Source organism: Streptomyces silvae, assembly GCF_016745505.1.
In the GTDB taxonomy this organism is placed as follows: domain Bacteria; phylum Actinomycetota; class Actinomycetes; order Streptomycetales; family Streptomycetaceae; genus Streptomyces; species Streptomyces silvae.
This window is the reverse complement of the sequence record NZ_JAERUC010000041.1, coordinates 1-13,966: the sequence shown is the minus strand read 5'-3', so window position 1 is coordinate 13,966 and position 13,966 is coordinate 1. Positions and strand designations below refer to the sequence as shown.

At 66.2% G+C, this 13,966-nt stretch carries 12 protein-coding genes; 10 read left to right on the top strand and 2 right to left on the bottom strand.

Translation table 11 applies throughout. The annotated features are described in order from the left end of the window. The first annotated feature begins 211 nt into the window (after nt 1-211). A complete protein-coding gene (locus JKV81_RS06475; protein ID WP_236055521.1) occupies nt 212-3,457 on the top strand; it encodes an NACHT domain-containing protein in 3,246 nt (1,081 codons plus the stop codon). A 70-nt stretch (nt 3,458-3,527) separates the two neighbouring features. On the opposite strand, the gene JKV81_RS06470 is transcribed toward JKV81_RS06475, so the two are convergent. Continuing rightward, nucleotides 3,528-4,172, bottom strand: coding sequence for a YdcF family protein (locus tag JKV81_RS06470; RefSeq protein WP_202075128.1), 645 nt, complete (start codon nt 4,170-4,172; stop codon nt 3,528-3,530). Beyond that, nucleotides 4,169-4,963 (bottom strand): GntR family transcriptional regulator, encoded by a 795-nt coding sequence (locus tag JKV81_RS06465; RefSeq protein WP_202075127.1) that lies wholly within the window; start codon nt 4,961-4,963, stop codon nt 4,169-4,171. The genes JKV81_RS06470 and JKV81_RS06465 overlap by 4 nt, the downstream gene beginning before the upstream one ends. Nucleotides 4,964-5,710: 747 nt before the next feature. Here JKV81_RS06465 and JKV81_RS06460 point away from each other — a divergent pair. From JKV81_RS06460 to JKV81_RS06420, 9 genes are all read left to right on the top strand, one after another. Then, on the top strand, nt 5,711-6,133 hold the full coding sequence (locus JKV81_RS06460) for an NUDIX domain-containing protein (RefSeq protein ID WP_202075126.1): 423 nt from the start codon (nt 5,711-5,713) through the stop codon (nt 6,131-6,133). A 203-nt stretch (nt 6,134-6,336) separates the two neighbouring features. Continuing rightward, entirely contained in the window at nt 6,337-7,110 is a 774-nt protein-coding gene (locus tag JKV81_RS36775) for a hypothetical protein (protein ID WP_372444082.1), read from the top strand. Beyond that, nucleotides 7,107-8,093, top strand: coding sequence for a DUF2637 domain-containing protein (locus JKV81_RS06450; protein WP_202075125.1), 987 nt, complete (start codon nt 7,107-7,109; stop codon nt 8,091-8,093). The genes JKV81_RS36775 and JKV81_RS06450 overlap by 4 nt, the downstream gene beginning before the upstream one ends. Then, on the top strand, nt 8,093-8,833 hold the full coding sequence (locus JKV81_RS06445) for a DNA cytosine methyltransferase (protein WP_202075124.1): 741 nt from the start codon (nt 8,093-8,095) through the stop codon (nt 8,831-8,833). Before JKV81_RS06450 ends, JKV81_RS06445 begins: the two co-directional genes overlap by 1 nt. Next, nucleotides 8,833-9,168 carry an RRQRL motif-containing zinc-binding protein gene (locus JKV81_RS06440; protein WP_372444081.1) on the top strand — a complete coding sequence of 112 codons (336 nt, stop codon included), beginning with the start codon at nt 8,833-8,835 and terminating at the stop codon, nt 9,166-9,168. The genes JKV81_RS06445 and JKV81_RS06440 overlap by 1 nt, the downstream gene beginning before the upstream one ends. Before the next feature lie 51 nt (nt 9,169-9,219). Beyond that, nucleotides 9,220-9,429, top strand: coding sequence for a hypothetical protein (locus tag JKV81_RS06435; protein WP_202075123.1), 210 nt, complete (start codon nt 9,220-9,222; stop codon nt 9,427-9,429). Between the two features lie 93 nt (nt 9,430-9,522). Then, nucleotides 9,523-11,109 carry a hypothetical protein gene (locus JKV81_RS06430; RefSeq protein ID WP_202075122.1) on the top strand — a complete coding sequence of 529 codons (1,587 nt, stop codon included), beginning with the start codon at nt 9,523-9,525 and terminating at the stop codon, nt 11,107-11,109. 1 nt (nt 11,110) lies between these two features. Continuing rightward, complete coding sequence (locus JKV81_RS06425) at nt 11,111-13,198, top strand: hypothetical protein (RefSeq protein WP_202075121.1); 2,088 nt, start codon at nt 11,111-11,113, stop codon at nt 13,196-13,198. A gap of 223 nt (nt 13,199-13,421) precedes the next feature. Continuing rightward, nucleotides 13,422-13,889 carry a hypothetical protein gene (locus JKV81_RS06420; RefSeq protein WP_202075120.1) on the top strand — a complete coding sequence of 156 codons (468 nt, stop codon included), beginning with the start codon at nt 13,422-13,424 and terminating at the stop codon, nt 13,887-13,889. Nucleotides 13,890-13,966: the final 77 nt, after the last annotated feature.

The following is a 13,966-nucleotide window of genomic DNA, read 5'->3' as shown; positions in this document are numbered from 1 at the left end:
AGGGTTCGAACCTGGGTAGGCTGAGCCGGCAGATTTACAGCGGGCCGCATCTAGCGCATCTGACCTGCAATTACTCGTGTGCAGCACCCTGCTGGGGGACGGGTGGGGGCAAGAACTCCTCCTCCTTCTAGCGCATCTCGGCAAAACACCTGCCCCTGGCCGCTAGGTTGTTGGGGAGGAACTGGTGCGCTGAGGGGGAACCGTGCTGGAGATGCTCGCGGCAAAGCTTGCTGGATCTGTACTTGGGGCTACAGCTGGAGCTGCAGCCAGACGGATACTCCCCGGGCCAGGAGCCGGTGTAGCAACGACGCCTACGTTTCCGCGCCTACGCTTGAAGCAGCCAACTGCGGCACAGGATGACGACGTAAAGAGACTCGCGAAACACGTCTCGACACAGTTGGCTGAATTTATTAAGCGCGAGAATTCTTCCATTCTAGAACATGAGAAGAATGCCGCACTTAACCTTGCAGTCGATTCCATTTCACACAGCGCGGCGAACCTCTGGGAATGCGACCTGAATCCAGCAACCTTTAGCCAGGCGGTATTGCGCGAGTCGTCACCCTCTCGAAAAATCGCCGCGCTATCGGAAGCAGGGGACGCTTATTACGAGACTCTCGTGCGTGAAATAAGCCTACAGCTGGTGCAATTCATAACGAGCCTACCCACGTTTGCAGCACGGGTTGAACTCGAACAGCTCAATAGGCTCCGGTCACTCATCGACTCCATGAGTGCCATTCAATCGAAGATGGGCCCTGGTCAACACGTAGAAGATCTAGAATTCGAGGGTCGCTACGCCTGTCAGGTTGCAGACTACCTAAACCGAATTCAAATCTTCGGCCTCGATCTAGCCAATAGAGAAAATCGGTCCTACGATCTGTCGACGGCTTACATCACGCTCAACGTCACTTCTGCCGCCGGAGCTACTACCCCCAAAATCCCTAATCAACGTCACGACGTCGAGCACTTCATCGACGTAGATGAAGACATCGACAACGAAGACATCGTTACAAACGCACGACAAGCAGGCGACGGAGTTGGAATGCAGGCGGAGTCAGCCGTCTCTTCCTACAAGCGCATAATGCTCCGCGGAGATGCGGGATCCGGGAAGACCACTCTTCTTCATTGGCTAGCCATCAATGCAGCCAATAGGAGTTTCTCGGCGGATCTTTCTGAGTGGAATATTCTCGTTCCATTCTTTCTTCCACTGCGCCGCTATGCAAACTCTGACCTTCCTAGGCCATCCGAGTTCTTCCCTGTGGTCGGTTCGATACTTTCAGAGGAGATGCCAGATAAATGGGTCGCCAGAATCCTCAGATCGGGTCGAGGCCTCCTACTCATCGATGGAGTTGATGAACTTCCGAGCGAGCAAAGAGGGGCGGCACGCGATTGGCTTCGCTCCCTCCTCTCCACTTATCCAGATGCCAGCTATATTGTGACTTCCCGGCCGGCAGCAGCCGAGGTGGACTGGCTGAAAGACGACGGGTTCGCAGTTCTCGACATGTTGCCAATGAATCAAAAAGATGTCGAAAAATTTGTAGAGCATTGGCATGTCGCCGCAATAAAAGGGGAAGTCGACCAAGAAGAAATAGCATCCCTCTCTCAAGGGGAGTCTGACCTAATCAGCTCAATTCGCGAGGAACGTCAACTTCGACGCCTCGCCTCTAACCCCCTACTATGCGCGCTCCTTTGCACCCTAAATCGAGATCGCCACTCTCAACTCCCTCGCGATCGAATGGAACTATATCGCGCCGCGCTGGATCTCCTTCTACTCCGCCGTGACCGCGAGAGGAAAATTAGCTATCCAGAACCCACTAACTTGGGCGACTCTCAAAAGAAGTCCATACTCGGAGGGTTCGCTCATTGGCTCATCAGGAATGGACTTACTGACGCCTCAAAGGATCAGGCGATCAAGCAGGTATCTCTATCACTTCAGTCCATGCCGTCGGTCGAATCGGAGGCGGACGGAGTTTTTGAGTATCTCCTGGTCCGTAGCGGCTGCCTCAGGCAGCCTGTGCCTTCCCGGGTGGACTTCGTGCACCGCACGTTCCAGGAATTTCTAGCGGCTGCACGTATCGTCGAAATTGACGACTTCGAAAACCTTCTGTCGAATGCCCACCTAGATCAGTGGCACGAGGTTTTCGTGATGGCAGTGGGCCACGCGAGGCCAAAGGAGCGCTCGCTACTCCTTGCCGGTCTGATAGAACGCGGCGAAAAGGAGTCTGAGCACAGGAAGAAGCTGCATCTACTCGCCGCTGCGTGCCTTGAGACAGCCATTGAATGCAACCCGCCAAGCGTCTACAACAAAGTGCGGGAGATAACAGCCAAACTCATTCCTCCCCGACGAATGACTGATGCAAAAGAGCTGGCAGCAGCTGGTGACTTGGTGATTCCACTGATACCAACCAGACGCCTGTCAGCGAGCGAGGCTGCGGCAACCATCAGGATGGCCGCGATAGTGGGTGGCGATGGTGCTCTATCCTTGATCAGTCGGTTCGCCCGGGACAAGAGAAAAACGGTGCAGAGAGAGATTCGGCAATCCTGGGAGTACTTTGATGCCGAGGAGTATGCCCGACGCATCCTGGCTCAGGATCCGGAAAGCTGGAGATCTGCAACCATTTACCTCCCACATATGCTCTGGGGTCTTCGCCACCTACCGGAACTCACTAGTATCCAAGTTATATGCCGGGTCAGTGGAACTGCGTGGGCATATGGTCTGGATGAACTGCAAATCCTCAGTCTTCACAAGCCCGTGAATGATCTATCCTTTGCCGCGATAGCAGCCGGTTGCAAAAAGGTGCAGCGACTGGATCTTGCAGTCTCGAACGCAAGCGATTCCTTCGAGCAGCTTTCAGGGCTGCGTCAGCTAGAAGGTCTCAACATTCTCCGTGGAGGGATAAATTCCTTCAGTCTTGCGTCGTTTCCGTCTCTGCCCAGCCTAAAGCGACTCAGCTTGCACGGAGGTACCGGAGATATCCAGCTATCCGATCTAGCCAGAAAGTCTCCCAAGCTCCGCTATTTGTGGCTCTCCTCGGATCAGCCTGCTATCGATCACTCTGGACTGGCCGAGATGAATGAACTACGGACTCTAATGCTGACCGTCTCACCAGATGCCGACTTGTCGCTATTTACGGCTATCCCTCAGCTTAGGGCCCTCACGCTTCGCATCAATGCGCCGGTGCGAACAGATATTTTGGCGACATCAAATACCCTTCAACGCATAACGATAAGCCGGGACTTGAGTGGACCGGAAGCAGCAACTACAGAGTTCGATCTGCGACCCTTTATTGAGTCCAATAGAAGTTGGCGCATCAAGGTTTCGCGCAGTTTCCGCTGCCTCTTCATAGGATCTGATCACCCTGCAGTGAGAGTTGCCGACAGCGCGAAAGACAGGACCCGCCAATGGGAGTTCGAAATTAATCAGCCCGAGAAAGATACCTCGGAAAATCTTACTGAATAGCTATCTACCCTCAAGCTCCGGGAATGTGCGCATACCATTGCATACTTGAAATTCCGTCTCGAACTCAAGCTCATGTGAGACGACTCGTATATCCGGCAGCACACAGTCTCTCATAGGCAAAAATCACCTCCTCTGAGATCGACTGAGCGATAGTAAGCCCCTGAGTCGGGTAAATAAGAATTCGCTGCAGCGCGCCAACAAGCATGTCGAACACTAGGCGACAATCTCCAATGGTGTCGACGTAAGCTTCGAACATCATCGGGGAAGAGGCCATCACGAATTCCACTTCGGGCCACAACTTGCGCGCCGTCGCGTAGGCTCGTCGCTCCTCATACGGCTTGGTAATCAGGAGCACCGCCGAGACCTCCAGACTGGCCTCCTCAAGCAAGGACCTTGAGAACCGGATGTTCTCGCCGGTGTTTCGCGCCCTGGGCTCCACTAGTACCGCAGGGCCCGGAACCCCCAGCTCCAGTGCGCGCTCGCGGTAGTGCACAGCCTCCCCGCGGGGCATGCGCTCTCGCGTAGTGGGGCTTGTGGCTCCAGTAAAAACGATGAGCGGTGCCATTCCGCGCTTATAGAGGTCCGCTGCGGTGTCTGCCACGCCCAAGTCGTGGCTGCCCAGGGCGATCGCTACCGAGCACGGCCGCAGCTCATGGTGCATCTGGTGGTAGTCCCACAACACCCGCGCGTCTGCCCAGGACTGCTCCGAGATCACTGCTTCGCCTTTCCGTCCTGCGCCGAGTCGGGCACCTTGAAGTCGTACTCCCACGCGAAGCGGGAAGCCGCGTGGACGCCGATCGCAAACTCCACCACCGTGCCATCGGCCGTGAACGTGGTGCGGTGCAGCTCGACTACCCATTCGCCGGCGGACAGCTGCAGAAGCTTCGCCTCGTCCGACGTGGGGACGCGCGCGAACAGTTGCTCCTTCATGTGGTCGATCTCGTAACCCGCGTCGTACAGGACACGGAATCCCCCGCCGCGGCCAGCGGGACCCGGCGTGGGGTCGACGATGCGCGTGCCCTCGACGTGCTCGGGCCTGTAGTAGCTGGTCAAGGTGTGCGTGGGCTGGTCGCCCTCCTTCACCAGCCGGGCTCGTGCGTAGACGTCCGCACCGACCGGCAGGCCGTGTGCCTCCGCTACTGCCGGCGGGGCTTCGACAAGGGAGACCGTCTGGGTCTGATCTCCCCGGCGGTAGGCCCGGCCCGTGGCAACCCGGTCAGCAATGAACGCCACCTGGTCGGCGTCGCGCCACTTCGCCTTGTCGTACCGGGTAACGCCGAGCCTCTTCAGCGGTGTCTGCTGACGCACGACCGTTCCGTGCCCCCGCGATGACGCAACCAGCCCTTCGGCCTCCAGCGCCTTGTACGCCGCGTGAACCGTGGACTTTGAGCCCTCGCCAGCCTCGACGAGCTCTCTGATGTGCGGCAGCTGCTGGCCAGGGGCGTACTCGCCCGACCTGATCCGAGCAGCCAGCGTGTCGGCGAGCTCTCGCCATTTCGGTGCCATTCCAGCCTCCTCTCGACTCACCCAGTCAAACACAGTCCCAGGACTGTTGACAGTCCTGGGACTGTGGGTGCATTGTCTCACTAGCAGTCACGCAGTCCCAGGACTACAAGCCTTGGGTGTCCCTTCTGCGTGCCTGCTCGCACCGCCCGGAGGGCTCCGTGAAACGGGTCCAAAGGAAGCGGCCGTTCTTTGAGAACTGAACAGCGTGCCAAGGATCGCCGCCTCTCCTGTGCCCCAAGCAGGCGGCAGTACGGGACATCGTCCCGCGTGCTCAACCGCGTCACTCGACCACTTCGCAGCACTCATGACCGCTGCGGCCGGTTGCCTCCCTCGCCCGTCCAGGTCGTTTCACACGGACTGTACGGGCGGGGCTGAGGGGAGCCGGATGGACCGGAACCGTGCGCGGCACCCCGGGGGCAACCGGGGTGCCGCAGTACAGGCACCTGAGTTGGAGGCACCTGTGATCACCAGTCTGACAGACGCCGAGCGAGCCGAGCTGGCGAAGAAGAACGGCCAGCAGAACAAGCAATCCAGCGACAACGCGCGGATGCAGGGGCGTCGTTGATGGCGGGCGAGGAGTACGGCGAGACGAAGGAACAGCTCCCGCAGCGTCCCCGCGGCCCCTACCCACGGGTGACCGGCCGCTGATCGATCCGCCCCGATGGTCGCAGGCCGGGTTCGACTCTCGGCCGGGGCGCTCCACCCCGCACGGCGTCTGCCGTGCGGGTCGTTGTTTGAGGGAGAGATATGAGCATCGAGGCGTTCGAGACCATCCGCTACACCGCTGACGTCGTCGTTACCACGACCGACGGGTACGTCCTGCTGATCGAGCGGGGCTGGGACCCGCACGCCGGTCAGTGGGCGCTGCCCGGCGGGCACGTAGACCCCGGCGAGACCAGTCGGACCGCCGCTGCCCGCGAGCTGGCCGAAGAGGCCGGTGTGTACGCGGCGCCGGAGGAGCTGACGCAGGTCGGGACCTGGGACGGCCCCGACCGCGACCCGCGCGGCCGGTACGTCACCGTGGCCTACCAGCTCACCGTCATCTCCACCCTGCCTGCCGAAGCCGGTGACGACGCGGTCAGCGTTCGTTGGTGGCCGCTCGCTGACCTTCCGCCGCTGGCGTTCGACCACGCCGACATCATCGCCGCCGCCACGGTGTCGACCGTCTGAACCACCCACTTCGCCCCGGTCCCGCCGCCTGCCGGCGGGGTCGTGACGGCGCCGGATCGAATCCGGCTCGGGGCACTCGCCGCCAGCTCTGGCGGCCGGGCTGGCCACCTGCCGTGGCAGTCCATCCCTGAACGGCGCGCGGCCCCGGTGGGCAAACACCGGGGCCGCTTTCAGGCCGTCTCACCGCGAGGAGAAAACGACCCATGAAGAACATCGTTGCTGGTCGCGAGCCTGTTACCGCGACCGAATTCATCGAGCTGGCCCTGGGCATCGACCTGGAGCTGTTCACCGGTTCGGCCACGGAGTCCCCGCTGGAGCGGGCCGCGCGCCTGGACGTCGCCCACGAGGTCCTTGCGGACCTGCGGGAGAGCGACCCGGAGACCGCGGCCTACGCCGCGTCCCTGCTGCGGACGCTGCCCCTGCAGACGCAGACGAACGGCCGGCGCACGCGCCGCACCGTCCGGCGCCCGGCGCCCGGCCAAGGCGACCGCGGTTGCGGGTTCGGCGGTGGCCGCATGATTCGCATCGTCACCAAGGCCGGGCTGGCCCGGCTGGTCGCCGAGGCGAAGCAGGCCCGCCGTCGTGCGGTCGAGGTGCAGGAGAAGGCGGATGCCGTCTCCTCCACGTACTTCCGTACGGTCGCCGAGCTGACCGCCCGCACAGTCCGGGCGGAGGAAGCTCGGGCCGCGTACGCCGACGCTGTCGCCATGCTGCGGGCCGAGCTGGAGGCTCTGGAGCTCCGGGAGGTTGTGCTGCTGGTGCGCTACGGGCAGCCGCACAGCATTCACCGCAGTGTTCACGCGGCCAAGGCGCGTGCGGTCGCTGAGGGTGCTGTCCCGGACGGGTGGCAGCCGTGTTCAGGGGCGCCAGCAGCGTCGGACCCGTGGGCCACGATCACGTTCATCTTCGACGCGGCGACGGATGCGTTCCTGTGCCGGGTGGCGCCGGTTCTCCCGGTGGCGGGGGGTGCGGGATGAACAGTGTTCAGATCCGTTCAGCAGAGAAGGCGCTGTCGGTTGGCACGTGGCTGATCGTGGGCGGCGCGATGCTCTTCTCCATCCTGACGGTGACCCCGCTCATGGAGCGGCACACACCCGAGGGATGGAAGTGGACCGCCCCGATCCTCCCCCTGGTCGTGGACGCCGCAGTCGTCATCGTCGTACGCCTCGATGCCGTTCTGGCCCGCCTGGGTGGGCATGGTGGCAGGTGGCCGGTGGCGCTGCGGTGGATGACAGGGTGCATGACCCTGGCGTTGAACGTGGCCGACTCCGCGTTGCAGAAGGAGCTGGTCGGGGTGGCCGTGCACGCGGTCGCCCCGCTCCTGCTCATCGTCACAGCGGAGACCGGGCTCGCCTACCGGCAGGCCATCACCGCCGCCCTGACGGCCCAGGAAGCCCGGCAGAAGGCCGAGCAGGCCGAGCGCGAGCAGGCCGCCGTCCAGCGCCGTGAGGCGGCCGAGCGGCGGGAGCGTGAGGAACGCGAACGCGCCGCGGCTCTGGCCCGTGAGGAGCGTGAGCACGAGGCGATGCTGGCCCGTGAACAGACGGCTCGGGAGGAGGCAGCGCGGCGTGAGGAGCGTGAGCGGGCAGAGGCTCGGGAGCGTGCTGAGCGGGAGCTTCGTGAACGCCGTGAACGCGAGCGTGAACAACAGCAGGTGGAGCGTGAACGCCTCGAACGCGAGGCCGCCCAAAGCCGCGCTGCGGAGCGTCGTGAGTGCGAGGAGCGTGAACGCCGTGAACAGGCTGAGCGGCAGGAACGGGCCGAGCGTGAACGCGCCGCGCTCCTGGCGGCCGGCCCCGCCACGGAGAAGCAGCCCGAACCCCAGGCCCGCGAGAGTGTGAAGGCGGTGTTCGCCGCGGGGCTCCCGGTGCGGGCTGCGGCCGAGCTCACCGGCTGGTCGATCGGCTGGATCTCCACCCGCTACCAGGAACTGCGGGATCGGTCGGCGGTGAGTGTCTGATGCGCCGGCCGCGCGTGCTCGATCTGTTCTGCTGCGCGGGCGGGGCGTCGATGGGCTACTACCGAGCCGGGTTCGACGTGGTCGGTGTCGACATCGTCCCGCGCCCCGCCTACCCGTTCCCGTTCGTCCAGAGCGACGCCTTGGACGCGGCGCGGGAGTTGTGCCAGGAGTTCGACCTGGTCCACTACTCGCCGCCCTGCCAGGCGTCATGCGCCCTGACCAAGGGAACCAACCGTGGCCGCCGTACCCACCTGGACCTGATTCCGCAGGTGCGGGAGGTGTGCGAGTGGTACGGCGTCCCGTACGTCATCGAGAACGTCCAGGGCGCGAAGCTCCGCAAGGACCTGTTGCTGTGCGGGGAGATGTTCGGGCTCTCGGTGCTCCGCCACCGGTACTTCGAGCTCGGCCCGTACTGGCAGCCCCGACCGGCCCCGCACAAGCCACACCGTGGCCCCGTGCGGGGCTGGCGGCACGGGATCTGGCGCGACGGCCCGTACATCGCCGCGTACGGCAAGGGCGGTGGCAAGGGCAGCGTCCCGGAGATGCAGCAGGCAATGGGCATCACCTGGACCACCGTCCACGAGGAACTCACCGAAGCCATCCCGCCCGCCTACACCCAGCACATCGGCCAGGACTTCATCGTCGACGACTGGGGTCCACCCACCGTGCCCTGCGATGTCCGACTCGGCCAGTTCGCGCGCAGCGCACCTCACCCCAGCGAGCTGGGGGTGGCGGCCTGATGAGCGTTCCGGAGTACCGCTGGCGCCTCGCCCCCGAGGGGTACGCGACGCGCCGACAGCTCCGAGCGATGGGGCTGCGCCCCGGGGGCCAGGAAGTGGCTGCCGAGCTCCAACGCCCTCGCCGCCGGCGGGGCCCGCTGGTCGCCTACCTCTACCGCATCGACCAGGCCAAGCCGATCCGGCCGATGACCCCGGCCCGGTGGGCGGCGCTCGCCAAGGCGAACGCCGCCCAGCAGGTCTGCCCGAACTGCCACAGGGACGCCGGATACCGCATCCCGCGGTCGCTCGGCATGTGCGTGACCTGCGCCTACCCCGAGGAACAGTGCGCCGCCTGACTTACGGCAGGCCCCTTCCCGTCCCCTTTCTCTTCGATTTGGAGTGCCGGTATGGCCGAGTACCACTTCGTCATCTCTGCCCAGAGGCCCCTGCCGCAGGGCGGGTTCGCTATGGGCGACTGGTCCAGCTGCATCACCCCGGAGCCGGGTTGGAGTCGGCAGGACACCTTCGAGGTGATCCGGGCCGAGTTCGCCAAGCGCTACCCGGAGCTTGGGCGGGCCTGCGTCACGTTCTTCTCGCTCGAACTGAACATGCTCTGACCTCGCACCATCTCGCTGCGCGGGGGCCCGAACCTCTGCTTGGACGGCCGGGTTCGGGCCACCGCTCTCCTCCACAAAGGGAGTGCGCTCAGCATGACCGATGTCAGCACAGAACCGGTAGCAGCCCCCGCTGCCACCCCGCCCGAAACACCCCCTCCCACCACACCGGCACCCGACCCCGCCCCGGCTGCGACCACGACCGTGGAGCACACCGCGGGCGGCTGGCCGGTGGTCCCGCTCGCGGTGACCGGGGCGAACTCCACGATCGGCCTGGTCGCCGCCAGTGCGCTGGTTGGCGGGCCGGTCGGTGCCGCGCTCGCCGCGACCGGGGCCGTCGTCGTCGGCGTTGCCGGTGCGGCACGCCGCCGCAGCAAGGCCCGCCGCACGGCGGGTGGGACCGCGTCCCGGGCCGTACGGAAGGCGTCCGCCGCCCGCACCGGCCGGGGCGTTCCCCCGCAGGGCCGCACCACGGCCTCCCGCTCCACCGAGGCCCCGCCGCGGTCCTCCCGTGGCGGCACCAAGGCCAATCTCCGCAAGGCAGGTTCGACCGGCGGCCGGACCGGCACCGCTGCCCCTGCGGGGACCGGGCGAGGAGCGGCCGGGAAGTTGTCGGGCCGTGGGGCTCCGGGCAGGCGTGCCACGCAGGTCAGTGCCCTGCGGAACGCGGCCCGCGCGCAGTCTCCGACCCGGAATGCGGCCCGGACCAACACCGCTCAGGCGCGGCGTTCGGTGGCGGATGCCCGCCGCGCCGCCCGCGCCGGCACGACCTCCGGTACGGCGGGTGGCAGGCCTGCTACCTCGGGCGGCTCCGGCAAGACCCGCTCGTCGGGGGCCTTGTCCCGTGCTGCCAGGGCCACGGTCGGTAAGGCCCGTTCTGCTCGTGACACCGCGATCCGCCGGGGCCGTACGGCGCGGGATGCGCGGGCTGCGGGCCGGTTGGAGTCGAGTCGGGACCGGATCCGTAAGGCCGGTGTCCGCAGGGCCGCCCGCGCCGCGCTCCGCAGGTCGGCTCTCCGGAAGCAGGGCCGTCGTCTCATGGCCGCGCTGCTGGCGGCCCCGCTGGGTGTGCTCGGGATGCTGTCCACACCGCTCGGCAAGCGGCTCGGCTGGGCCTGGTTGCAGCAGCCCGGACGCCGCCTCTACCAGCACCTGATGCGCTCGGCCGAGGAGCGTAAGGCCGCCCGCGACGCCGCCATACGCGAGCGTCTCGCGGCCGAGGAGAAAGCCCTCGACGACGCCGCCGCGGCCGGTGACGAGTCCGAGATCGGCGACACCGTTCAGCGCCCGTTCCACCTGCTCCCCGCCCCGTACAGCACTCCGTTGGAGGTTGTCAGCATGTCCGGTTTCCGCTTCGAAGAGGCCGCCGCCGAGATGGAGAACGCGGCCCGCACCTACGAGCCCGAGAACAGCATGGAGATCCTCTCCATGGTCGAAAACCTCCCCCACGCCCTCACCTCCGTCGCGAACACGTTCCGGATCCTCGCCGAGCGGTCCGACAGCGAGTTCCCGCTGGAGAAGGACATCGCCGGGGCGTTCGACGAGATCTACGGCGCCCTCATGCGGGCCGTCGACGCGTCCGCCGACCTCGGTGACCTCTTCCGGGTCGTCCACGACCACGACATCGCCCGCCACGAGGACCCCCGCAACGGACCCGAGGCCGAGAAGGGCTGGAACGTCTGACATGACCACCAACACCACCACCAACAAGCAGACCGGTGGTCCGGTGTGGGACTGGGCTGCTGGTCACGGACCCGTGACCGGCGCCCTGTCCGCCACCACCGGAGCCTTCGCCCTCGCCACCACCGGCGCCGCCACCTCCATGCCCCCCGGCTGGGTGCTTGCCGCCGGTGCGGCCGGCGCGATCGGCCACACCATCAGCAGCCTGCGCGACCGCCTCTCCGCCCGCACCATCACCATGCGCTCCGCCTCCTGGCTGGTCGGCGCCGGATGGACCACCTGGGCCATGACCACCGGGCCCCTGACCTGGGCGGCGCTCGGCTCCCTCGCCGTGATCGGCGTCGGCATCGGCACCACCGCGCACTCCACGCTCCTCCACGAGGAAGCCAGGGAGCTCGAAGCCCTGGCCGCCGCAGAACGCCAGGTCGCAGCCGAACTGTCCGCTGGCCGCCGGGCGATCGCCGCGGAATGGGTGGACCGGGTCCAGCGGGTCTGCGGGATCACCCTGCGAGTCCTGGCGGTGGAGATGTGGCCCACCGGCACCGGGTTCACCATCGACGCCGAACTCCCGCCCGGCGGCACGACGTACGGGCGGATCGCTCAGGAGTCGGCCAAGCTCAGCGCTGATGCCCGCCTCCCGCACGGCTGCACCGCGACCGCCGGGCCCGGCATCGACCAAGGCCGCGTCCTGATCGACGTCACCACCAAGAACGTGCTGGAACAGGAAGTCTTCTACCCCTCCGACTACAGCCGCCTGTCCATCCACACCGGCATCCCCTGGGGGCTGCGGACCAACGCCGATGAGATCAAGGCGTACCTGCGCGAGCAGTGCGCCCTCGTCGTCGGCCCGACCGGATCCGGGAAGACGAACATGGTCCACACGATCCTGGCCGGGTTCGCCCGTGCCGAGGACGTGCTGACCTGGGTCATCGACCTGAACGCCGGATCGGCCGGCCTGGCCTGGGCCCGCCCCGCCTTCGACACCCACGGCCACCCCGTCGACGGCATCGCCCCGGGGATTGACTGGCTGGCCGCCTCGCACCAGGAGGCGCTGGTGATGCTGAACGCGGCGGTGCGGATCGCCAAGCACCGCAAGACCGCCTACCAGGACCTCATGGCCCAGGCGAACACCGACCTCCTCCCGATCAGCGCCCAGATCCCGCAGATCATGCTGGTCGTGGACGAGGGTGCGGAGATCCTCTCCAGCAACGACCGGGAGCTGAAGAAGCTCGCCGCCCTGATCCTCGAAGTCATCCGGATCGTCCGCGCCATGGGCATCCGCACCGTCCTGACCGCGCTCGGTGCCACCAGCAGTGTGGTCGGCAACCTCATGATCCGCCGCGAGGCCAAGGTGCGCGTCGCGCTGACCGGGGGTGAGAAGGAGGGCATGGACCTGGGCAAGCAGTTCCCCGGCTCCCGTGGCCTCAAGCCCGAGCAGGCCCCCTACAAGGGGTCAGGGTTCATGGGCACCCCGGAGTCCGAGGTCGGGCTGTTCAAGTCGTGGCGGATCCTGCCCAACCAGATCCGCGACATCGTCACCGCCACCAGCTCCCTGCACCCCGTCCTCGACAAGCCGTCGATCAAGGCGGCCGGGGGCGCCTACGCTGACCGGTGGAACCCGGAGCGCACCGCGTGGATGCGCGACCACACCCTCACCCCCGGAACCGCGGGCCCGGCCGCACAGTCCTCGGCCAACAGCGGGGGCGGGTTGAACCTGTCCGCGCTCCGCGACCAGCCCGCGCCGGCCGCCGACGAGGACGCGGCGGTACGGGCGTTCATGGAGCAGATCGACCAGCAATTCGGCACCGCACCCGAACCCTCCAAGGACTCGGAGCGTCCGGCCGCGTCGGGGCTGAACCTGTCCGCGCTGCGACCGGAGAACAACGCCGCCCGCCAAGCCGCGCTCCGGATCCTGAAGGATGCCGGCCCCGAGGGCACCGGTGCTTCCGCGATCGCCCGCGGCCTCGCGGACGAGCACGGCACCTCGCGGCAGACGGTCGTCGGCTGGCTCAAGGAATGGGCCGAGGAAGGCGAAGCGGTCCGCGTCGGCGAGGGCACCAAAACCCGCTACGTCCACCGCCGCTACACCTGACCCCGCCCCCGGCTTGTCGCCTGTCACCCACCCCACCCGAGAAGCCGCCCACACGGGCCTCTGAGGGCCGGAAACGGCTTGTGACCTGCAAGGCGACAAGCGACAAGACAAGACAAGCGACAAGGCACACGACAAGCCGGACGACAAGCGACACGACAAGCCAGCACGGGCGACGCCCCTCCCCAACGAGGGCTGTCGCCCGCGCTGCTGAAGGAGCCCCGTCGTGCATGAGCCCACGTACGAGATCACCACCCTCACCCCCCAGCAGCCCACCACCCACCCGGCGATGCTGCCCACCGAGATCCCGCCCGGAGTCCAGATGGTCACCCTCCCCGGCGGCATCCGCACCCTCGCCTACACCCCGACCCAGGCCCCGCCCGCACCGCCCGTCCCGGTCTCCCAGCCGATCCCGACATGGGCCAAGACCACCGCCCTGCTCACGCCGACGATCGGCGGGGGCGTCGCCGCCGCCGGGATCGGACTCTCCTACGCAGCCCCGGGACTGATCGCCATGAGTGAAGCCCTCTGGGCCGCCGTCGCCCTCATCGCCGCCGCAGCCATCGGCGTCCCCGCACTGCTCCGGTTCGGCCGCAGCGCGGCCGGCCCCGGCCGGGACACCACGCACATCACGCAGAACATCACCGCGTCCGGGATGTTCGGCAAGGCCAACGGAACCATCAACCACCGCTGAACGCCGAGGGCGGCCCCCGTCTCGCCAAAGTCCGGGACCGCCCTCGTCCAGCAACTCACTCACGAGAACTGGAGACA

Coding starts and splice junctions, on each gene's coding strand:
- JKV81_RS06475 (WP_236055521.1), top strand. CDS start 212: ATGCTCGCGGCAAAGCTTGCTGGATCTGTACTTGGGGCTACAGCTGGA.
- JKV81_RS06450 (WP_202075125.1), top strand. CDS start 7,107: ATGAACAGTGTTCAGATCCGTTCAGCAGAGAAGGCGCTGTCGGTTGGC.
- JKV81_RS06435 (WP_202075123.1), top strand. CDS start 9,220: ATGGCCGAGTACCACTTCGTCATCTCTGCCCAGAGGCCCCTGCCGCAG.
- JKV81_RS06430 (WP_202075122.1), top strand. CDS start 9,523: ATGACCGATGTCAGCACAGAACCGGTAGCAGCCCCCGCTGCCACCCCG.
- JKV81_RS06440 (WP_372444081.1), top strand. CDS start 8,833: ATGAGCGTTCCGGAGTACCGCTGGCGCCTCGCCCCCGAGGGGTACGCG.
- JKV81_RS36775 (WP_372444082.1), top strand. CDS start 6,337: ATGAAGAACATCGTTGCTGGTCGCGAGCCTGTTACCGCGACCGAATTC.
- JKV81_RS06445 (WP_202075124.1), top strand. CDS start 8,093: ATGCGCCGGCCGCGCGTGCTCGATCTGTTCTGCTGCGCGGGCGGGGCG.
- JKV81_RS06460 (WP_202075126.1), top strand. CDS start 5,711: ATGAGCATCGAGGCGTTCGAGACCATCCGCTACACCGCTGACGTCGTC.
- JKV81_RS06425 (WP_202075121.1), top strand. CDS start 11,111: ATGACCACCAACACCACCACCAACAAGCAGACCGGTGGTCCGGTGTGG.
- JKV81_RS06465 (WP_202075127.1), bottom strand. CDS start 4,963: ATGGCACCGAAATGGCGAGAGCTCGCCGACACGCTGGCTGCTCGGATC.